Annotated in this window: 17 protein-coding genes; 15 read left to right on the top strand and 2 right to left on the bottom strand. The window is 74.2% G+C overall.

What is annotated here, in order from left to right; all coding sequences use genetic code 11:
* The first annotated feature begins 140 nt into the window (after positions 1-140).
* The 4 genes from EDF32_RS03105 (at position 141) to EDF32_RS03090 (ending at position 4,093) form a co-directional block, all read left to right on the top strand.
* Positions 141-782 carry a hypothetical protein gene (locus tag EDF32_RS03105; protein ID WP_123307043.1) on the top strand — a complete coding sequence of 214 codons (642 nt, stop codon included), beginning with the start codon at positions 141-143 and terminating at the stop codon, positions 780-782.
* A complete protein-coding gene (locus EDF32_RS03100) occupies positions 779-1,837 on the top strand; it encodes an ImmA/IrrE family metallo-endopeptidase (protein WP_123307042.1) in 1,059 nt (352 codons plus the stop codon). Before EDF32_RS03105 ends, EDF32_RS03100 begins: the two co-directional genes overlap by 4 nt.
* A 48-nt stretch (positions 1,838-1,885) precedes the next feature.
* A complete protein-coding gene (locus tag EDF32_RS03095; RefSeq protein ID WP_123307041.1) occupies positions 1,886-2,485 on the top strand; it encodes a hypothetical protein in 600 nt (199 codons plus the stop codon).
* Between the two features lie 126 nt (positions 2,486-2,611).
* The gene (locus EDF32_RS03090) at positions 2,612-4,093 is read left to right on the top strand and encodes a family 20 glycosylhydrolase (protein WP_123307040.1); all 1,482 of its coding nucleotides are present in this window, start codon (positions 2,612-2,614) and stop codon (positions 4,091-4,093) included.
* 31 nt (positions 4,094-4,124) lie between these two features.
* Here the strand turns inward: EDF32_RS03090 and EDF32_RS03085 are convergent, their stop codons facing one another.
* Entirely contained in the window at positions 4,125-5,807 is a 1,683-nt protein-coding gene (locus EDF32_RS03085) for a dolichyl-phosphate-mannose--protein mannosyltransferase (RefSeq protein WP_123307039.1), read from the bottom strand.
* Positions 5,808-5,871: 64 nt separating this feature from the next.
* Here EDF32_RS03085 and rsmI point away from each other — a divergent pair, with 64 nt between their 5' ends.
* Positions 5,872-6,756, top strand: coding sequence for a 16S rRNA (cytidine(1402)-2'-O)-methyltransferase (gene rsmI, locus EDF32_RS03080; protein ID WP_123307038.1), 885 nt, complete (start codon positions 5,872-5,874; stop codon positions 6,754-6,756).
* A gap of 157 nt (positions 6,757-6,913) precedes the next feature.
* Here the strand turns inward: rsmI and EDF32_RS03075 are convergent, their stop codons facing one another.
* On the bottom strand, positions 6,914-7,519 hold the full coding sequence (locus EDF32_RS03075) for an isochorismatase family protein (RefSeq protein ID WP_123307037.1): 606 nt from the start codon (positions 7,517-7,519) through the stop codon (positions 6,914-6,916).
* 58 nt (positions 7,520-7,577) lie between these two features.
* On the opposite strand from EDF32_RS03075, the gene EDF32_RS03070 reads away from it, so the two are divergent.
* From EDF32_RS03070 to EDF32_RS03025, 10 genes are all read left to right on the top strand, one after another.
* Entirely contained in the window at positions 7,578-8,771 is a 1,194-nt protein-coding gene (locus EDF32_RS03070) for an aminotransferase class I/II-fold pyridoxal phosphate-dependent enzyme (RefSeq protein ID WP_199734803.1), read from the top strand.
* Positions 8,772-9,053: 282 nt separating this feature from the next.
* The gene (locus EDF32_RS03065) at positions 9,054-9,455 is read left to right on the top strand and encodes a hypothetical protein (RefSeq protein ID WP_123307036.1); all 402 of its coding nucleotides are present in this window, start codon (positions 9,054-9,056) and stop codon (positions 9,453-9,455) included.
* Positions 9,456-9,533: 78 nt separating this feature from the next.
* Positions 9,534-10,838: a sorbosone dehydrogenase family protein gene (locus EDF32_RS03060; RefSeq protein ID WP_123307035.1), complete on the top strand. Its 1,305-nt coding sequence runs from the start codon at positions 9,534-9,536 to the stop codon at positions 10,836-10,838.
* Positions 10,839-10,861: 23 nt separating this feature from the next.
* Positions 10,862-12,502, top strand: a complete 1,641-nt coding sequence (gene metG / locus EDF32_RS03055) for a methionine--tRNA ligase (RefSeq protein WP_123307034.1) — start codon at positions 10,862-10,864, stop codon at positions 12,500-12,502.
* A 7-nt stretch (positions 12,503-12,509) separates the two neighbouring features.
* Positions 12,510-13,697 carry a TatD family hydrolase gene (locus EDF32_RS03050; RefSeq protein WP_123307033.1) on the top strand — a complete coding sequence of 396 codons (1,188 nt, stop codon included), beginning with the start codon at positions 12,510-12,512 and terminating at the stop codon, positions 13,695-13,697.
* 131 nt (positions 13,698-13,828) lie between these two features.
* On the top strand, positions 13,829-15,286 hold the full coding sequence (locus EDF32_RS03045; RefSeq protein ID WP_233565654.1) for a ubiquitin-like domain-containing protein: 1,458 nt from the start codon (positions 13,829-13,831) through the stop codon (positions 15,284-15,286).
* Positions 15,287-15,590: 304 nt separating this feature from the next.
* Positions 15,591-17,069 (top strand): G5 domain-containing protein, encoded by a 1,479-nt coding sequence (locus EDF32_RS03040; RefSeq protein ID WP_123307032.1) that lies wholly within the window; start codon positions 15,591-15,593, stop codon positions 17,067-17,069.
* Between the two features lie 324 nt (positions 17,070-17,393).
* A complete protein-coding gene (locus EDF32_RS03035; protein WP_233565653.1) occupies positions 17,394-18,767 on the top strand; it encodes a resuscitation-promoting factor in 1,374 nt (457 codons plus the stop codon).
* Between the two features lie 129 nt (positions 18,768-18,896).
* Positions 18,897-19,781: a 16S rRNA (adenine(1518)-N(6)/adenine(1519)-N(6))-dimethyltransferase RsmA gene (gene rsmA / locus EDF32_RS03030; RefSeq protein WP_123307031.1), complete on the top strand. Its 885-nt coding sequence runs from the start codon at positions 18,897-18,899 to the stop codon at positions 19,779-19,781.
* Positions 19,778-20,749 (top strand): 4-(cytidine 5'-diphospho)-2-C-methyl-D-erythritol kinase, encoded by a 972-nt coding sequence (locus tag EDF32_RS03025; RefSeq protein WP_123307030.1) that lies wholly within the window; start codon positions 19,778-19,780, stop codon positions 20,747-20,749. Before rsmA ends, EDF32_RS03025 begins: the two co-directional genes overlap by 4 nt.
* Positions 20,750-20,781: the final 32 nt, after the last annotated feature.

The following is a 20,781-nucleotide window of genomic DNA, read 5'->3' as shown; positions in this document are numbered from 1 at the left end:
GGCGGCCGCGGTGTGCGGCATCGTGCACGTCCCTGCGCTCCACGATCTCTCATCGAGCCCTGCTCAGACTCGACGAATCGGCCCCCGGTTCCGAGGAGACGCAGGTCGACGTTGCCCGGCCTGGCTTCCAGGATGTCGGCATGGCCGCTGGTATATTTTCGGGCATGTTCTCGCCGCGTGACTCCGACATCGTCCTTCAGGAGCTCGGGGACAAGTTCCCGCTCGCTCTGGTCCGCGCGACCTCCGCTGCCGGGAGCGATCTCCGCGAACTGCGCACATGGAGACCTGAGTGGCTCCAGAGCATGTTCCAGCGCGAGGTCGCCGGCATCGTCCACGCGCGCATCTGGGATCACCTGACTGCCGATCTCGACGGCGTCGACGGGATCGAGTTCCGCACAGGGGAGCCTTTCCGTGAGGTGCGGATCGTGACGGCTCTCGGACGCACCTTCAAGGTGCGGGTCAAGAGACACTCGGAGGACGACAAGATCAGCTCGTACCCGACTCCGTCCGACCTCGAGTTCTGGGGCGGTGCCGTTGTCGCACTCGAGGGGCTGGAAGAGGTGCCGCTGGCTGCGGGGTATCGCTGGGTGGCCGCCACCGGTGAGGTGGGTGCGCCGGTCATCTCGTACCGCGAGGGCAAAGAGAACGTGGTCTGGGCCGTCGAGGTGGACGCCGACGCGGCTGGTGGCGTGGCCCCGCTGCGCTACACGCCGATCCTGCCGACTCTTCCGCAGATCGACCTGGCCGCCAGCCAGCGTGGCGACGAGAGAGGCGCACGGTGAACGGTGTCGGTGAGGTCCTTGCGACTGCTCGCCGAGCCCGAGGACTGAGACAAGAAGATCTCGCTCGAGCCGCCGAGGTGACCCAGGCTGCGCTGTCGCGCTACGAGCACGACCTGCGCACTCCCGAACCGATTGTGCTGGAGAGGCTGGCCCGCGCGCTCGGGGTCGCCCCGGCTCTTCTGGAGCACCACGGCCGGATGGAGGGCGGCATCGCCGTCGGAGCGCACATGCGTCGGCGCGCGACGGCGAAGCCGACCGTCTGGCGGGAGCTTGAGGCACGGCTCAACATGCTTCGCCTGCACACGGCGCGGCTGATGGACGAGGTCAGCATGAGTGCCGAGCTTCACGTGCCGACCTTCGATCCCGTCGCGACCGAGCCCGAGGCCGCGGCGCGGATGGTGCGTGCTCAGTGGCGCATGCCCGTGGGGCCGGTCCACTCGCTCAGCACGTGGCTCGACGCAGCCGGGGTCATCGTCATCGAGCAAGACTTCGGACCGTCTGCACGGGTGGACGGGTTGTCACAGTGGTCGGGGGCGTATCCGATCGTCCTCGTCAATGTCGGCACGCCCACCGACCGCAAGAGGCTCACGCTCGGCCACGAGTTCGGGCACCTCGTCCTCCACACCACGTATGTCGATGACGATGTCGAGGTCCAGGCGAACCGCTTTGCTGCCGAGCTCTTCATGCCCGCCGACGAGATCAGGCCGATGCTCCGCGCGCGTCTGACGCTCGAACGCCTCGTAGAGCTCAAGAGGTACTGGGGTGTGTCCATGCAGGCGATCATCGAGCGCGCCCAGCACCTCGGCGTGCTCTCGTCGACGCAGAGGACCTCGCTCTACAAGGTCCTGAGCTCGCGCGGCATGCGGACGCACGAACCCGCGAGCGACGAGCTGACGCCGGAGATCCCGCGGCTGACCCGCCATATCGCGGAGTCTCTGAGAGCCCGCGGACTCTCGGATGCCGAGATCGCACGCCTCGCCGGGTTCGCGTCCGCCGAGGAGAACGAGCTGTTCCCGTCCGGTGGAGCTCTTCCGCGCCGCCTCCAGCTCGTCTGACCGAGAAGTCATTCCGTGGCAGAAGCACACGGCCGCCACGTTCACGAGGTGGACGACGACGCGCCGCAGGAAGACCGCGGTAGCGCGCGCGTCGTCGTGGCACGCGCCCTGCTCGTCCTCGGGCGAGTGCTGCCGGTCGTCACGATCGCCGTGCTGGTCTGGAGCCACAAGACGCAGGACGCGTGGGGCACGGCGCCGCTCGACGAGTCCGGCTTCACCACGGCGTGGCTGCCGGGCCTTGCTGGGGTGCTCTTGTTCGCAACGTGCCTCGTGCTGCCGGTGATCCTCCTGCCAGTCGGCTCGTCGGCGCTGGCGGTCCGTGAGGGCGGTCGGCTGTCGGTACCCACGGTGCTCGGACGACGAACCGTCGAGCTGGCCGGCGTGGCGACGTGGCGAGCGATGCTGCCAGGTCGGGGCTCGGACACCCATCTCGTGCTGCTTCGTTCCCGGAGGGGATGGGCGATCCTGTCAGGCTCCAACCTCTGGTTCGACGACGGCTTCCGGATGTTGGACGACCACGACTTCCAGCGATCCGGACGGCACGAGCGGCTACGCCTCGCTGCGCGCGGGTGGTTGCTGATCGTGCTCTGGATGCCGATGTTCTTCGTGCTCTTCGGCCTGGGCTTGGAGCTCGCGGGCACCGTCTGACCTCGCGCGGTCCTTGGCATGCCCGCGGTCGCCTCTGCGCTTTGAGCGTCGCGCAGCTCGCCGACCTGGGCGCCTCCGGCCCCAGCCGTCGTTGACCGCCCGGCCCGATGCTGCGACCGTGTGCGCGTGGCCCCGATCATCCCCCTGCCCGCCGTCGTCGAACCCGGGCCGGCGGGCGCCCCCGGTCTGGCGCGGCCGACCGTCGTCGTCCCCGGACCGGGCGTCCCGGCGCGGCTCGCGCAGGTCGCCGCCGAGCGCCTCGGTCGCGCGGCCGGGGCGCCGGTGACGGTCGCCGACCCCGGCACCCACGACGCCGGGGAGCCGGACCCTGGGACGGTCACGCTCCTGCTCGACGACGACGCCGGCCCCGCCGGCTCCGCGTCCCTCGAGCGGTACAGCCTCACGGTGGCGGACGGCCGCGCGGTCGCCCGGGCCGCGGACGCCCGCGGCCTGCACCACGCGATCACGACCCTGTGCCGGCTCGTGGAGCTCGGCGGCGAGGGCGGGGCTCCCGGGGCGGGACCCGTCGTCGTGCACGACGCCCCGCGCTACGCGTGGCGCGGGCTCTCGGTCGACGTCGCCCGCAACTTCTTCGGGCCCACGGCCCTGGAGCGGGTGGTCGACCTCGCGGCCGACCTGCGCCTGAACGTGCTGCACCTGCACCTGACGGACGACCAGGGCTGGCGCATCGAGATCCCCTCGCGCCCGGAGCTGACGGCCCGCGGGTCGGGGACCCAGGTGGGCGGCGGGCCCGGCGGGTTCCTCACCGTCGCGCAGTACGAGACGCTGCAGGACTACGCGGCCGCACGGGGCGTCGTCGTCGTCCCCGAGGTCGACCTGCCCGGCCACACCAACGCCGCCACGCACGTCTACGGCGACCTCCGGCCCGACGGCGTGCCCACCGACGCCTACCGCGGCATCGAGGTCGGGTTCTCCGGCCTGAGCATCGACCTGCCGGCGACGGAGCCGTTCCTGCGCGACGTCCTCGGCGACCTCGCGGCGATGACCCGCGGCGAGCACCTGCACGTCGGCGGCGACGAGGTGCACCGCATGGCGGCCCCGGAGTACGCGCGGTTCGTCGAGCTCGCGGAGCGCCTCGTCGTGGAGCACGGCAAGACGCCGGTCGCCTGGCAGGAGGCCGCGCACGCCCCGCTCCGCCCGGGGACGCTGGTGCAGTTCTGGGACACGAACGCCACCGACCACGCGGCGCTCGTCGCGGCGGCCGAGCGCGGCACGCGCTTCCTGCTCTCGCCCGCGGACCGGGCCTACCTCGACATGAAGCCCGTCGCCGGGTTCCCGCTCGGCCAGGAGTGGGCCGGGCTCGTGGAGCTGCGTGACGCGTACGACTGGGACCCCGCGGACGTCGTCGCGGGCCTGCCGCCGCAGTCCGTCGTGGGCGTCGAGGCCGCGGTGTGGACGGAGCGGATCCAGACGCTCGACGAGCTCCTGACGATGCTGCTGCCCCGTCTGCTCGCCGTGGCCGAGGTCGCCTGGACGGACCCGGCCCGGCGCGACTGGGAGGGGTTCCGCGCCCGCGTGGCCCGCGCGGGCGAACGGTGGCGGCGCGACGGCGTGCCGTACTACGCCTCGCCGCAGGTCGACTGGTAGCGCTGCGCAGCGCGCCCGGCCGGCGGGGCGCTCAGATCCAGCTCTGCAGCCACATGTGGGCGTGCCAGAACGCGTAGCTGACGTCCCAGCCCGCCCAGATCGGGTAGAAGAACGCGCTGACCGCGACGATCGCGACGAGCAGGGCCCCGATCGACCACCGCACGACGCGGCGGGGACCCGGTCTGCCCTCCGTGCGCTCGAGCGCGACCGTCATCGCGAGCACGAGCGCCAGGATCATGTACGGCAGGAAGACGACCGAGTAGAAGGTGAACATCGTCCGGTGGGGCGTCAGCAGCCACGGCACCCAGCCGGCGACGACGCCCGCGACGATGCCGGTCGCGCGCCAGTCCCGGCGGCCCACCATGAACCACACCGCCGCGAGGACCGCCAGCGCCGCCGCCCACCACAGCAGGGGGTTGCCGATCGACGTCACGGCCTCGACGCAGCGGTCCGCGCCGCAGGTGCCCGTGCCGTCGTCGAGCGACTCGAAGTAGTAGGAGGTGGGCCGCAGCTGCAGCGGCCACCCCCACGGGTTCGCGGCGTACGGGTGGGCGGAGTCGAGGGTCGTGTGGAAGTTCCACATCGTCACGTGGTACTGCCAGAACGAGCGCAGCGTCTCCGGCAGCCACGTCACGCCCGCGCCCGGGCGCTCCACGGCCCACTGGCGCATGTAGCCGTTGGAGGACGCGAACCAGGACCACCACGAGGCGACGTACGCGAGCAGCGCCGTCGGGACCATCACCAGGGCGGCCGGGATCGCGTCGACGAGCAGCGCGTCCTCCCACCAGCGGCGGATGCCCGCGCGGCGCCGGGCGCTCGCGTCCCACAGCACGGAGACGACGGCGAACGCCGCCACGTAGTAGATGCCCGACCACTTGACCCCGCACGCCAGCCCCAGGGACACGGCCGCCGCGAACCGCCACCAGCGCCAGCCCAGCCGGGGCCCGTACCGCTCGAGCGTGCCCCCCGCGTCGAGGACGGCGGCGCACCGGTCCGCCAGACGTCGTCGGGCCTGGTCCCGATCCCGGATCAGGCACCAGAAGCCCACCAGCACCCAGAACATGAGGATGCCGTCGAGCAGCGCGGTGCGGGAGTGCACGATGGCCTCGCCGTCGACGGCGAGCAGCGCGCCCGCGACGATGCCCATCGCGGTCGAGGCGAAGAGGCGCCGCGCCAGGCGCGCGAGGAGCACGACGGCGACCGTCCCCACCACGGCGACCGTCAGGCGCCAGCCGAACGAGCTCTCGGCGCCCGTGATCGCCATGCCGAGCGCGATCATCCACTTGCCCACCTGCGGGTGGACGACGTACGACGGCGCGTCCGAGTAGCCGTCGACGTCGCCCGACTCGAACGCGGGGTTCGGGTCGTCGGGCCAGCTGCCTTCGTAGCCGAGGTGCCACAGCGTCCAGGCGTCCTTGACGTAGTACGTCTCGTCGAAAACGAGCTGGTGCGGGTGGGCCAGGTGCCAGAAGCGCAGCACGCCGGCGACCAGGCCGACCAGGAGCGGGCCGAGCCAGCCCCACAGGCGGTCGTTCGGGGTCGAGCCCAGGGCCAGGCGACGCGCGCCGAGCAGCGCGAGGAGCAGGCGGTCGCGGTGGCTCAGGGGCGGCTCCGCGGGTGCTGCGGGCTCCGCGGGCTCTGCCGGGGGGGTCGGCTCCGCGGCGTCTGCCCGGTCTGGGGCGTCTGCCGCGCCGGCGGAGGGCTCTGTCTGCACGCCGTCATGCTAGGGGGTCGCCCTGACGGCCGGCCGGGCGGCCCGCCCGTGCCAGAGTGGTCCCATGACGGACGACGACGCGGGCCGGGCCGGGAGCGCGGCGCCCGGCGGGCGCGGTGCCCTGGTGCTGGCGGGCACCCCCATCGGCAACACCGAGGACGCGTCGCCGCGCCTGCGGGGCCTCATCGAGACCGCGGACGTGATCGCTGCCGAGGACACGCGCCGGCTGCACGGCCTCGCCGGGCGGCTCGGGGTGAGCGTCGGCGCGCGGGTGGTCAGCTACCACGAGCACAACGAGTCGGCGCGGGCCGACGAGCTGCTCGACGTCGTCGAGGGCGGCGGGACGGTGGCGATCATGACGGACGCGGGGATGCCCAGCGTCTCGGACCCGGGGTACCGGATCGTCACGCGCGCCGTCGAGCGCGGTCTGCCCGTCACCGCGGCGCCCGGCCCGAGCGCCGTGCTCACCGCGCTCGCGCTCTCGGGGCTGCCGACGGACCGGTTCTGCTTCGAGGGGTTCCCGCCCCGCAAGCCGGGGGAGCGGGCGCGGGCCCTCGGGGCGCTGGCCCGCGAGCCGCGCACGATGGTGTTCTTCGAGGCGCCGCACCGCATCGCGGACACGCTCGCGGCGATGGCCGAGGCGTTCGGGCCCGGCCGGGGCGCCGCCGTCTGCCGCGAGCTGACCAAGACGTACGAGGAGGTGCTGCGCGGCGGGCTCGGGGAGCTGGCCGCGCGCGCGGCCGAGGCGCAGCTGCGGGGCGAGATCTGCGTCGTCGTCGCCGGGGCGCCCGCGCGGGAGGCGGCGTCGGAGGCCGACCTCGTCGCGGAGGTGCTGTCCCGGGCCGACGCCGGGGAGCGGCTCAAGGACGCGGTCGCCGCCGTGGCGGAGGCCGCGGGCGTCCCGAAGCGGGACCTGTACGGGGCGGCGCTCGCGGCGCGCAAGGGCTGACCTCCGGACCGCCGACGCCCGCCGACGCCCGCCGACGCCCGCCGACGCCCGCGCCGCCGAGAAGTCGAAAACGGCCCCTGTTTCGGACGAAACAGGGGCCGTTTTCGACTTCTCGGCGGGCTGGCGGGCTGGCGGGCTGGGTGCGGGGCGGACGGGGTCAGCGGTCCGTCGACCGCTGCAGCCGCACGCCCGCGGCCGCCAGCTCCTCGCGCGCCGCCGCGCCCGCCTCCGGCGTGACCGGCGCGGTGAGGTCCGTCAGCACCGTCGTGTCGAGCCCGAGCCGCTGCGCGTCGAGCGCCGTCGCCCGCACGCAGTGCGACTCCGCGAGGCCGACCACGTCGACCGACCCGACCCCCGCGCGGGCGAGGATGTCCGCGAGCGGCCGACCGCCGTCGTCCACCCCCTCGAAGCCCGAGTACGCGGCCTCGTACGCGCCCTTGCGCACGCTCGCGTCGGGGCGCAGGTCCGCGAGCGCGGGGTGGAGCTCGGCCTCCGCGGTCCCCGCGACGCCGTGCGGCGGCCACGTGTCGACGTAGTCGGGCTCGGCGGGCGGCGTCGCGAAGTGCGCGCCCGGGTCGACGTGCCAGTCCTGCGTCGTCACGACGAGGGCGTAGTCCCCGCGCCGGCCGGCCGCCCAGGCGGCGACGCGGTGCGCGACGGCGTCCCCGCCCTCGACGGGCAGGGCGCCGCCCTCGCAGAACGTCGGCTGGACGTCGACCACCAGCAGCGCGCGGGCGGGCCGGGGCTCGGCAGGGGTGCTCATGCGTCCACGATGCCACCGCGGCGCACGCCGATCCAGGCCCGGGGCTAGCCTGAGCCGCATGCCTCGCGAGATGGAGTTCCGGCGCATCCCCGGACTGCCCCCGTACGTGTTCACGATCATCGACGGCCTCAAGCAGGAGGCGCGGCGCGCGGGCCGCGACGTCGTCGACCTCGGGTTCGGCAACCCCGACCTGCCGAGCCCGCAGATCGCCGTGGACAAGCTCGCCGAGGCGGCGCACAACACGCGCAACCACCGGTACTCCGCCTCGCGCGGCATCCCCAAGCTGCGCGAGGCGGCCGCCGCGCTCTACCAGCGGCGCTTCGGCGTCACGCTCGACCCGGACACGGAGATCATCTCGACCATCGGCGCGAAGGAAGGCTTCAGCCACCTCATGTGGGTGCTGCTGCAGCCCGGGGACGCGGCGATCGTCCCGACGCCCAGCTACCCGATCCACATCTGGGGCCCGTACTTCGCGGGCGCCGACGCCCGGCAGGTCGACATCGGCGACGGGACCGACGCCGCCGGGTACATCGACCGGGTCATGGAGGCGTGGGAGTACGGCTGGCCGCGCCCGCGCGTCGTCGTCCTGTCGTTCCCGCACAACCCGACGACGACGGTGGCCACCAAGGCGGACCTGCAGCGGCTCGTCGACTGGGCCCAGGAGCGCGACGTCGTCCTGGTCCACGACCTCGCGTACGCGGACATGACGTTCGACGGCGTCCGCCCGCCCTCGATCATGGAGTGCGACGGTGCCAAGGAGGTCGCGGTCGAGCTGTACTCGATGACCAAGTCGTTCTCCATGGCGGGCTGGCGGGTGGCGTTCCTCGTGGGGCGGCGCGACGTCGTCGGCGCCCTCGCGAAGCTCAAGAGCTACCTCGACTACGGCACGTTCCAGCCCATCCAGATCGCGGCGACGGTGACGCTCAACGAGGCCACCGAGTACCCGGCGGAGGTCTCGGAGGTGTACGAGTCGCGGCGTGACGCGCTGTGCGACGGGCTCGACCGGATCGGCTGGGAGATCCACCGCCCGGGCGGGACGATGTTCGCGTGGGCGCGCATCCCCGAGCCGTACCGGGACATGGGCTCGATCGAGTTCGCCCAGCACCTGGTCGAGGCGTGCGACGTCGCGGTCTCGCCGGGCGTCGGGTTCGGCCACGGGGGCGAGGGGTTCGTGCGCTTCGCGCTGATCGAGAACGAGCACCGGATCGGGCAGGCCGTGCGGGGGCTCAAGCGGGGGCTGACCCGCCTCTGACGGGCGCCCCGCCCCCGTCCGCCGAGAAGTCGAAAATGGCCCCTGATTCGTCGAATCCAGGGGCGGTTTTCGACTTCTCGGCGGGACGTGCAGGGTGTGAGGCCCGCCACGATTCCTGGACGCGCGCACCGGAACGGCGATAACGTTGGTATGTCGCGATCGCGTGCGCGCCACCGAACGGTGCGCAGCGCCCGTCGCGTCGACCACACCTCCGTGCGGACCCCGGCACGTCCACGACGTGCCGTCGCCCGTGCGGCGGCGCACCGAGACGAGAGGTGGACGATGAGCATCGAGACTGCTGTCCGGACACGGTTCGAGTACCCCGGGCGGGACGCCTGGGAGTTCGACCACTACTCGCGCCCCGCGGTCGCCGGTCTCGTCAAGCACAAGGTCCCCGAGGACGACGCGCAGTCGGCCGTCACCGCCATCGGCCGCGCGTTCGACGGCCGCGAGGTCCAGGTCTTCGCGACCGGGCCGGAGATCTTCGTCGTCCGGGCCCGCGGCAGCGAGACGGTCGGCCTCGACCAGACCTCGATCGTTGCGCGCTTCAGCTCCAAGCGGGTGCGCTTCAGCGTGATGGAGCCCGAGCACAGCGACCTCGACGTCGTCCAGCTCGGCTCCGCGACCCCGGCCGACGCCGCCGCGAAGTTCAGCGCGTACGTGGAGCGCTACCTCGGGCGCTGACGCCCCGGTCGTGCGCCTGCCCGACGACGCCCTCGCCCCTCCCGGGCGAGGGCGTCGTCGTGTCCCTACGATGGCTCGATGGTGGCCGGACCGCTCCGTCGCGGGCCGGCCCGGCGGGCGGCCGGGCCGGCGCTCGCCGCCGCGACCGCCCTCGCGCTGACGCTCGGCGCCTGCGACGCGGGCGGCCCCGCGCAGGCTCCCGCGCCGCAGACCCCGGCGAGCGCCTCCCCGAGCCAGGACGCGCCGGCCCCCGAGGCGTCGCCGGACGCGTCGACTCCCGCCCCGACGCCGACCACCAGCGCCACGCCGTCCATGCCGGGCGAGGTCACGGCGTCGGCCACGACCGTCGTCGACGGCCTGGACGTCCCGTGGGGGATCGACGCCCTGCCCGACGGGCGCCTCGTGCTCACCCTGCGCGGTGGCAGCATGGTCGTGGTCGACCCGTCCGCCGGGTCGGTGACGGACGTCGGAGGGTCCGGCGCCCGCCGGCTCGCGGACGGGACCCGTCCGGACGGCGAGGCGGGCCTGCTCGGGGTGGCGCTGTCGCCGTCGTACGCGGACGACTCGCTCGTGTACGTCTACCGGACGGGCGGGGACGGCAACGCCGTCCTGCGCGGGACGCTCGACGTCACCGGCACGGACCCCGTGCTCCGCGATCTCACCACCGTCCTGGACGGCATCCCGAAGGCCGCCAACCACGACGGCGGCCGCCTCGCGTTCGGCCCCGACGGGGACCTGTACGTCACGGCGGGCGACGCCCACGAGCCGTCGCGCGCGCAGGACCCGGACTCCCTGGGCGGCAAGATCCTGCGGATCACGCCCGACGGCGACCCGGCCGGCGCGCGGGACGGCTCGCCCGTGTGGAGCCTCGGCCACCGCAACCCCCAGGGCCTGGGCTGGACGGCGGACGGCGTGATGATCGCCGCCGAGTTCGGCCAGGACACCTACGACGAGCTCAACGTGATCGGGCGCGGCCAGAACTACGGCTGGCCCGACGTCGAGGGCGTGGGCGGTGACGACGCCGCGGACGCCGGGTTCACCGACCCCGTCGAGCAGTGGACGACGGACGAGGCCAGCCCGAGCGGGATCGCCGTCGTGCCCGACGCCGTCTACCTCGCCGCCCTGCGCGGCGAGCGGCTGTGGCGCGTGCCCTGGGCGGCCGACCCGGACGGCGCCCTCGACGGGCAGGGCCGGGCGGGCGGCCTGACGTTCGGCGAGCCGCAGTCCCTGCTCGAGGGCGACCACGGCCGGCTGCGCGCCGTCCTGGCGGACCCGGCCGACGCGTCGGGCCGCACGCTGTACGTGCTGACCAACAACACGGACGGCCGCGGCGACCCGCGCGACGGCGACGACCGGCTGCTGAGAGTGAGCATCGCGGACTGAGCGGGCGCAACTACGATGGGCCCATGCCCGACGCTCCCGTGCCCACGCCTGCGCCCGACGCCAAGGCGTTCTACCTGACGACCCCCATCTACTACGTGAACGACGCCCCGCACATCGGGCACGCGTACACGACCGTCGCGGCGGACGTGATCACGCGCTGGCACCGCCAGCGCCAGGAGGACGTCTGGTTCCTGACGGGGACCGACGAGCACGGCCAGAAGGTGCTGCGCACCGCCGAGGCGAACGGCGTCAGCCCGCAGGAGTGGGCGGACGGCCTGGTCGAGGCGGAGTGGAAGCCGGTCCTGGAGACCATCGACGCCTCCAACGACGACTTCATCCGCACCACCCAGGAGCGGCACACCACGCGCGTACAGGCGTTCATCCAGGACCTGTACGACAAGGGCGAGATCTACGCCGGCTCGTACGAGGGCCCGTACTGCGTGGGCTGCGAGGAGTACAAGCTCCCGGGCGACCTCATCGACGGCACCGGCGAGTACGAGGGCGAGAAGCTGTGCCCCATCCACGGGCGCCCGGTCGAGATGCTCGCGGAGCAGAACTACTTCTTCCGGATGAGCGCGTACACCGAGCGGCTGCTCGCGTTCTACGACCAGCACCCCGAGTTCGTGCAGCCGGCCTCGGCGCGCAACGAGGTCGTCGGGTTCGTCCGCCAGGGCCTGCAGGACCTGTCGATCTCCCGCTCGACCTTCGACTGGGGCGTGCCGATCCCCTGGGACGACAAGCACGTGCTCTACGTGTGGTTCGACGCGCTGCTCAACTACATGACCGCCGTCGGCTACGGCAGCGACGACCCGCAGGAGCGGGCGCTGTTCGAGCGCACCTGGCCGGCGGACGTGCACCTCGTGGGCAAGGACATCCTGCGGTTCCACGCGGTGATCTGGCCCGCGATGCTCATGGCCGCGGGGCTGCCGCTGCCCACCACGGTGTTCGCGCACGGCTGGCTGCTCGTCGGCGGCGAGAAGATGAGCAAGTCCAAGCTCACGGGGATCGCGCCGGCGCAGATCACCGACCACTTCGGCTCCGACGCGTTCCGCTACTACTTCATGCGCGCGATCGCGTTCGGCGGCGACGGGTCGTTCTCGTGGGAGGACATCTCGGCGCGCTACACGGCCGAGCTCGCGAACGGGTTCGGCAACCTGGCCTCGCGCGTCGCGGCGATGATCGGCAAGAACTTCGGCGGCGCGCTGCCCGAGGCCGGCCCGTCGACCGACGCGGAGCGCGCGCTCGAGGCCGTCGCCGCGAAGGCGGTGGCCGACGCCGAGGCCGCGATCGACCGCATCGCCATCCACGAGGCGATCAACGCGGTGTGGACGCTCGTCGACGCGACGAACCTCTACCTCACCGAGCAGGAGCCCTGGAAGGTCGTCAAGACGGAGAAGGACGACGACGGCGTCCTCCCGCAGGGCGGTCGGGTCGCCACGGTGCTGGTCACCGCGGCGGAGGCGCTGCGCTCGCTGGCGGTGCTGCTGCACCCCGTGATGCCGAAGGTCGCGCAGAAGCTGTGGGACTCGCTCGGCGCGGAGGTGCCGCTCGGGCAGCTCGCGGCGCAGCCGGTCGCGGGGGCGGGCGTGTTCGGGGCGCTGCCCGCGGGCACGACGGTCACCAAGGGCGAGTCGCTGTTCCCGCGGCTCGACGACCCGGCCTGACCGGCTGATGGCCGGCAGGCGCCGGGAGCGGGGCTGGCCCGCCGACCCGGACCCGCTGCCCGTGCCGGTGGTGGACAACCACACGCACCTCGACGCGATCGGGCCGTTCGCGGCGCAGGTCACGGACCGGGTGCCCGACGACGCGGGTGAGCTCGTGGAGCGTCCGATCCCCGTGCCGTCGGTCGAGGACGTCGTCGCGCGGGCCGCGGCGGTGGGCGTCGACCGCATGGTCCAGGTGGGGTGCGACCTCGACGCGGTGCGCTGGACGGACGCGCTCCTGAGCGCCGGGCCCGCCGACGGTGACGCCACGTCCGCCGACGGTGACGTCGGGTCCGCCGACGGTGACGTTTCGCGGCCCGAACGGGGCTCCGAGGGACGCATTTCGTCACCCTCGGCGCGCGGGGCGTCACCCTCGGCGCGCGGGGCGTCGCCATCGGCGCGCGGGGCGTCGCCCTCGGCGGTGGGGATCCGCACCGTGGCGGCCGCCGTGCTCGGCGCCGTGGCGATCCACCCCAACGAGTCCGTGCTGCACGCCCTCGGTCTGCGCCCCGCGCCGGGCGACCTCGAGGTCGGGCCCGACGGGTTGACGCCCGAGCCGGAGGCGCGCCACGCCGTCGGGCTGGACGACGCGATCGCGGAGGTCGCCGCCGTCGCCCGAGCGAACGAGCGGGTCCGGGCCATCGGCGAGACGGGCATGGACCTGTTCCGCACGGGCCCGCGCGGCGCGAAGGTCCAGCGGGAGGCGTTCCGCGCGCACGTCGCGCTCGCCAAGGAGCTCGGCCTCGCGATGCAGATCCACGACCGGGACGCCCACGCGCAGGTGCTGGACGTCCTCGCCCGTGACGGCGCTCCCGAGCGCACCGTCTTCCACTGCTACTCCGGCGACGCCGAGATGGCGCGGTTCTGCGCGGCGCAGGGCTGGTACCTCTCGTTCGCCGGGCCGGTGGGCTTCCGGGCGAACGACGAGCTGCGCGCCGCCCTGCGCGCGGTCCCGCTCGACCAGGTGCTCGTGGAGACCGACGCCCCGTACCTGACGCCGCACCCCTACCGGGGGCGGCCCAACGCGCCGTACCTCGTGCCGTACACCGTGCGGACGGTCGCGGAGGTCCTCGGCCGCTCCCTCGAGGACGTCTGCCGCGCCGTCTCGCGCAACGCCGAGCAGGTCTACGGCGGGTGGCCCGGCGCTCCCGCGTGATCCTGGGCCAAGGCCGGGTGTGGACAGGCGGGGCCCGTGCACCGGGTGATGGACGGCTATCGACTCGGCCGGGATCGTCGGTTACCGTCGTGCACCGAATGTCCGAACCGAGCGGAAGGTTGCCAGCGCCCGTGAGCCCATCGTCCGACCCGCGCCCGGCCGGCGACGTCTCCTCCTCCGGCTCGCGGCGCCTGCCGACCCGGGCCGAGTATCGCGCCGCGCAGGCCGCCGCCGAGCGCTCGAGGCAGAGCCCCAGGGGTCCCCGCTGGCCGGTCCCGCCGACCCGCCCGGTCCCCTCGGGCCCCGCCTCCGGCCCGGTCCGCGCCGACGCCCCGGCGCCCGTCCGTCCGGTCCCCGTCCGGCCCGCCGCGGTCCGGCCGATCCCGACCGGGCCCGGCGCGCTCGCACCCGAGCGCTTGGCGCCCGGCGTGCGCGCGCTGCGCCGCTCGGGCACCGTGCCGACGGTCGCCCGCTCGGCGGTCCTCGCGGGCCTCGTGGGCACCACGACGGTCTACGGCTTCGCGCACAGCACGGTCCAGGTGGACGACGACGGCCACGTCCGCGACGTGAGCACCTACGCCGGCACCGTGGGCGGGGTCCTCGAGGCGGCCGGGGTGCACCCGGACGCCGACGACGTCGTCCAGCCGGGGCTGGACGCGCCGGTCGGCGACGGGGACACCGTCGTCGTGCGCACGAACCGCGCGATCACGGTGCAGATGGACGGGCGCACCCGCACCGTGCACACGACCGCGCGGACCGTGGGGGAGTACCTCGAGTCCCTCGGCTCGCGCGGGCACGGTGCCGTGACGTCGGCGTCGCGCTCGGAGGCGCTCGGCCGCGCGCCGCTCGCGGTCTCCACGCGCAAGACGCTCACGGTCGTCGCGGACGGGAAGAAGCACGAGGTCACGACCCTCGCGGCCACCGTCGGCGCGGCGCTCAAGGACGCGGGCGTGCGCCTCGGCCCGAGCGACGAGACGTCGGTGGGGCTCGGCGAGGACCCGACGCAGGGCATGGTCGTCCAGGTGCAGCGCGCCACGAGCGAGGCCCGGACCGGCTCCCAGACGCTCGAGCACACGTCGTCGGAGATCGAGGACGCCGGCCTGCCGAAGGGCGAGCGCCGGGTCGTGCAGAGCGGGCGCGACGGCGAGGCCATCACCTCCTACGTCGTCCACAAGCTCGACGGCAAGGAGGTCTCGCGCACCGTCCTCGCCCAGCAGATCACCGTGCCGGCGCGCGACGAGATCGTGCACGTCGGCACGATGAAGATCGAGACGGCCGACGTGAGCCCCGGCTCGGCCCGGGCCATCGGCCAGAAGATGGCGGCCTCGCGCGGCTGGTCGGGCGCCGAGTGGGTCTGCCTCGACAAGCTGTGGCAGAAGGAGAGCGGCTGGAACCCGCACGCGCAGAACGCGAGCAGCGGCGCGTACGGGATCCCGCAGGCGTTGCCGGGCGGCAAGATGGCCTCCGCCGGCTCCGACTGGTCCACGAACCCGGCCACCCAGATCTCCTGGGGCCTGGACTACATCCAGGGGCGCTACGGCAGCCCCTGCGGGGCGTGGGCGCACTCGAGCTCCAACGGCTGGTACTGACCACCGCCGCCGGCACTGATCCCGGCGTGCACAGGTCCCGCCAGATGCGACGGGTCGCACGAAGGACCAAGGTGTGATATGTGGCCCGGCTCACGCCGCTTGGTGACCCCCGGGAGAGGGGTTGTGCGCTCTCGGTGAAAAGCGGGCATCGTCCTTGGTCGATGGTCACGGGACGATTACGGTCGTCGGCGAGCGCAGGAAGTGCGGACACCCCGCCCCTGTGTCAGCGGCCCCAAGACGCCGCGGTACCTCCGGACGTGGCGCACGGCGCCCTCCGGCCGCCGATGCAAGGACGAGCCACCCCATGACGCCCTCGAACGACGCCACCGTGCCCGCGACCGAGCGGGACGCCCAGCCCACCACCACCTCCGGCCTCACCGCCCCCGCCGGTCCGGGCACCGAGACCCGCGTCGCGTACCGCGCGGCGCACACGCCGCGCCGGCCCCTGTGGCGGCGCGGCCTGCCCCTGACCCTCACCGCGACCGCCGTCGCGGTCGCCGTCACCGGCGGGGTCGCCTACGCGGGCGGCGCCAAGACCGTCTCGCTCGACGTGGACGGGTCCGTCACGCAGGTCAGCACCCGCGCCGACGACGTCCACGCGCTCCTCGCGGCGCAGGACGTCCACCCCGGCACCCGCGACGTCGTCGCGCCCGCCCCGGCGAGCCAGCTCGAGGACGGCGCCGACGTCGTCGTGCGCACCGCGAAGAAGGTCACCGTCCAGGCGGGCGGCAAGAACGAGGACGTGTGGACGACGGCGACCGACGCGGACCACGCGCTCGACACCCTCTCCGCGCGCACGGGCGGCGACGTCAGCCTCGTCGCCTCGCGCTCGTCGTCCGGCGGCCGCACGGCGCTGTCCATCCCGCTGGACACGACGGCGCCCGTCGAGGTCGTCGCGGACGGCAAGGCGCGCACCGTCTCCGACGGGTCCGTCGACGTCAAGGACGCGCTCGCCGACGCGGGCGTGAAGGTGGACGACGACGACCGCGTCGTCGTCGAGCGCGCCGACGAGAAGGCCGCGGCCAAGGCCGCCGCGAAGGCGAAGGCCACCGACGCGAAGGCGACCGACGCGAAGGCGACCGACGCGAAGGCGGCCGACGCGGTCGCGACGACCGACGCGAAGGCGGCCGAAGCGGTCGCGACGACCGACGCCAAGGCCGCGGACGCCAAGGCCACGGACGCGAAGGCCTCCGAGGCTGCCCCGGCGGTCTCCGTCGTCGTGCAGCGGGTCGACGTGAAGGACGAGTCGAGCACGCGGAGCGTCGAGCACGAGACGAAGACGGTCTCCGACCCCGACCGGTACACCGACCAGTCCCCGGTCGTCACGAAGGACGGCAAGGACGGCAAGGTCACGACCGTCGAGACCGTGACGCGCGTCGACGGCAAGGTCACGGACCGCAAGAAGGTCTCCTCGAAGGTCACGACGAAGCCGGTCGACGAGGTCGTGTCCAAGGGCACCAAGAAGCGCCCGGTCGACACCCCGACGGCGAACGAGGCCCTCGGCCGCTCGATGGCCGCCTCGCGCGGCTGGGGCGGCAGCGAGGCCGACTGCCTCGACAACCTGTGGACGCGCGAGTCGGGGTGGAGCACCCACGCCGCGAACCCGTCCAGCAGCGCCTACGGCATCCCGCAGTCCCTGCCGGGCAGCAAGATGGCCTCGGCCGGCTCCGACTGGTCGAGCAACCCCGCGACGCAGATCGCGTGGGGCCTGGACTACATCGCCTCGTCCTACGGCTCGCCGTGCGGCGCCTGGGCGCACTCGCAGGCCAACGGCTGGTACTGACCCAGCGCTGATCCAACGATCCCTGGTCCGCCCAAGTCGGGGAAACCCGACGTTGCACGCCTTGCGGACCTTCCCGTACGAACCGACCAGAATACCGTGCCAGGGCTTGGCGCCCGATAACGAATCGGTTACGGTGCTCTGGTCGTAGCGACAGCGCAGCGGTCGAGCACCGACCTCTGCACCACGACCGTCACGGTCCCGGCCCCTCGAGGGCAGCCGTGGCGAGGCCACCGGATCGGTAGCCCGAGACCCAGGACGGCAGCGGACACCGCTGTCGTCACGCCCCCCGGGGCGAGGGTGACGCCACGAGCGTCGTCGGGTGCCGTGCCCGGGTCCACCGACGACTGGAACCGTGTGAGCAACTCCTTCGACGGCGCGAACGACGGCGCCCCCATGACCCAGCCCCTCGACCTCGGCGCCGCAGCAGCGGCGCCCGCCGCGGCCCCCGCCGAGACCAAGCGTCGCCGCCGCTGGCCCTTCGTGGCCGGCCTCGCCGCCGTGGCGGTCGTGGCCTCCGGATCCGTCGCCTTCGCCGACGCCCACAAGTCCGTCACGCTCGACGTCGACGGCACCCAGACCCACGTCGCGACCTTCGCGGGCTCCGTCGACGGCCTCCTCGCCGAGCAGGGCGTGCACGTCGGCCCGCACGACGTCGTCGCCCCCGGCGAGGGCGCGTCGCTCGACGAGGGCGGCGACGTCGTCGTCCGCACCGGCAAGCAGGTCACGCTCGAGACGGACGGCAAGGCCGCGAAGGTCTGGACCACCGCGCTCGACGCCGACCAGGCGCTCGACACCTTCGCCTCCCGCGGCGGCGACGTCGCGCTCGTCGCCTCGCGCGGCGGCGCCGAGGGCCGCACCGCCCTCCCGCTGCAGCTCGACACGAACGGTCCCGTCAACCTCGTCGTCGACGGTAAGACCACCACCGTCGCCGACGGCAGCAAGGGCGTCGACGCGGTCCTCAAGGCCCAGGGCGTGAAGCTCGGCGCCCTCGACCGCGTGCACGTCGAGCGCGACGACAGCGCCGACCCGGCGGTCTCGCTGGTCGTCGAGCGCGTCACCGTGAAGAACGAGAAGAAGACCAAGCCGGTCGACTTCGACACGAAGACCGTCGAGGACTCGAACCGCTACTCCGACCTCGACGTCACCGAGCGCACCGCCGGCAAGGACGGCGTCTACACCACGGTCAAGAAGGTCACCCGGGTGGACGGCAAGGTCGAGTCGACCGAGCTCGTCTCCCGCGGCGAGACCACGAAGCCCGTGGACCGCGTGCTGGTCAAGGGCACCAAGGAGCGCCCGGCGCCCGAGCCCGAGCCGGCGCCGGAGCCCGAGAAGACCTCGAGCTCCTCGGACTCCGACTCGTCGTCGAGCTCGAGCGACAGCGACAGCGACAGCGACTCCGGCTCCTCGGAGTCGAAGTCCTCGTCGTCCTCGTCCTCGAAGGACCTGGGCAGCGCGCCGTCCGGCAGCGTCTGGGCGGCCCTCGCCCAGTGCGAGTCCGGCGGCAACCCGGCGACGAACACCGGCAACGGGTTCTACGGCCTGTACCAGTTCACCGAGCAGACCTGGCACGCCATGGGCGGGTCCGGGCTCCCCTCGGAGAACTCGGCCGCGGAGCAGACGCGCCTCGCCCAGAAGCTGCAGGCGCAGTCGGGCTGGGGCCAGTGGCCCGGGTGCTCGGCCAAGCTCGGCCTCGGCTGACGCGCGGCTGACGATCGATCGGCCGACGCGGCCGCAGGCACGACCGGCACGACGCCGGCGCACCACCCGCACGGGGCGGTCCCTTCGCAGGGGCCGCCCCGTGCGGCGTCCGGTCGGTAGGCTCGCCCCATGACCGACACCGCGGGCGGGCTCCTGGGCCCGGCCGAGATCAGAGACCTCGCGGGGCGCCTCGGCATCCGGCCCACCAAGACGCTCGGGCAGAACTTCGTGCACGACGCCGGGACGGTCCGCAAGATCGTCCGGGCCGCGGGCGTCGGGCCGGGCGACCGCGTCGTCGAGGTCGGCCCCGGCCTCGGCTCCCTGACCCTCGGGCTGCTCGACGCGGGGGCGAGCGTCGTCGTCGTCGAGATCGACCCGCCCCTGGCGGAGCAGCTCCCGCGCACGGTCGCCGAGCTGCGGCCCGAGCTCGCGGACCGCCTCGAGGTCGTGGGCGCCGACGCGCTCGACGTCACCGCGCTGCCCGGACCGCCGCCGACGGCGCTCGTGGCCAACCTCCCGTACAACGTGGCCGTGCCGGTGCTGCTGACGTTCCTCGAGCGCTTCGCGTCGCTGCGGACGGTGCTCGTGATGGTCCAGGCGGAGGTCGCCGACCGCCTCGCGGCCGGCCCTGGCAGCCGCACGTACGGCGTGCCGTCGGCCAAGGCCGCCTGGTACGCGAGCGCCCGCCGGGCCGCGACCGTCGGGCGCACCGTGTTCTGGCCGGTGCCCAACGTGGACTCCGCGCTCGTGCACCTCGAGCGCCGCGACCCGCCGCCGACGACGGCGACGCGCGAGCAGGTCTTCGCCGTCGTCGACGCCGCCTTCGCCCAGCGCCGCAAGACGCTGCGGTCGGCCCTCGCCGGGATCGCGGGCGGCCCGGCCGCGGCGCAGGCGGCCTGCGAGGCCGCGGGCGTGGACCCCGGGCTGCGCGGGGAACGGCTCGACATCGCCCAGTTCGCCCGCATCGCCGAGGCCCTCGGGGACTCGGCGGGGCCCGGACCGCGCGAGGCATGAGCGTGGCCGGGCGGCGCGGCCCGCTCGCCCCCGTCCCGGCGCCGTCGGTCCTCGTCCGGGCGCCCGGCAAGGTCAACCTGTCGCTGCGCGTCGGGCGGGTGCAGGACGACGGCTACCACCCGATCGTCACCGTGTTCCAGGCGGTGGGGCTGTTCGAGGAGGTGCGCGTCACGGTCGCCGAGCCCGGGGCGGGGATCTCGCTCGCGGTGCGGGGCCCGCACGCCGACGTCGTCCCCACGGGCGAGGAGAACCTCGCCTGGCGCGCGGCGGCGCTGCTGGCCGAGCGCACCGGCATCGCGGCGGACGTGCGCATCGAGATCGCCAAGGGCGTGCCCGTGGGCGGCGGCATGGCCGGCGGCTCCGCCGACGCCGCGGCGACCCTGCTCGCGTGCGAGACGCTCTGGAGCGCCGGCGTCGCCCGCGAGGACCTGCTCGAGCTCGCCGGCGAGCTCGGGTCCGACGTCCCGTTCGGCCTGCTGGGCCACACCGCCGTCGGGACCGGGCGCGGGCACCTGCTCACGCCCGCGATGACCCGCGGCGAGCTGCACTGGGCGTTCGCCGTCCGCGACGAGGGGCTCTCCACCGCCGGGGTGTACGCGGCGTTCGACGCCCGCGCGGGCGGGCGGGACGACGTCAGCCCCGACGACGACGCCGGGCTGCTCGCCGCGCTGCGCGCCGGGGACGCCGAGGCGGTGGGCCGCGCGCTGCACAACGACCTGGAGGAGGCCTCGCTCGACCTCGCGCCGCACCTGGCCGAGACCGTGGCGCTCGCGGAGCGCGCGGGGGCGGCGGGCGTCGTCGTCTCCGGTTCCGGGCCGACGGTGGCGGCGCTGGGGCGCAACCGGCAGCACGCCCTGGCGCTCGCGGACGCGTGGGCGGCGGCCGGCGTCGCGGACTCCGTGCACCACGCGGCGGGCCCGGTGCACGGGGCGCGCGTGGTGACCCAGGTCAGCCGCGCGCGCGACTGAGCCGGCCGCGCGGCCGCGTATCGTTCCGGGGA

It is taken from the genome of Cellulomonas sp. PhB143, assembly GCF_003752595.1.
In the GTDB taxonomy this organism is placed as follows: Bacteria; Actinomycetota; Actinomycetes; order Actinomycetales; family Cellulomonadaceae; genus Paraoerskovia.
The sequence above is the reverse complement of the archived record's forward strand: the minus strand, read 5'-3'. Positions and strand labels throughout refer to the sequence as shown.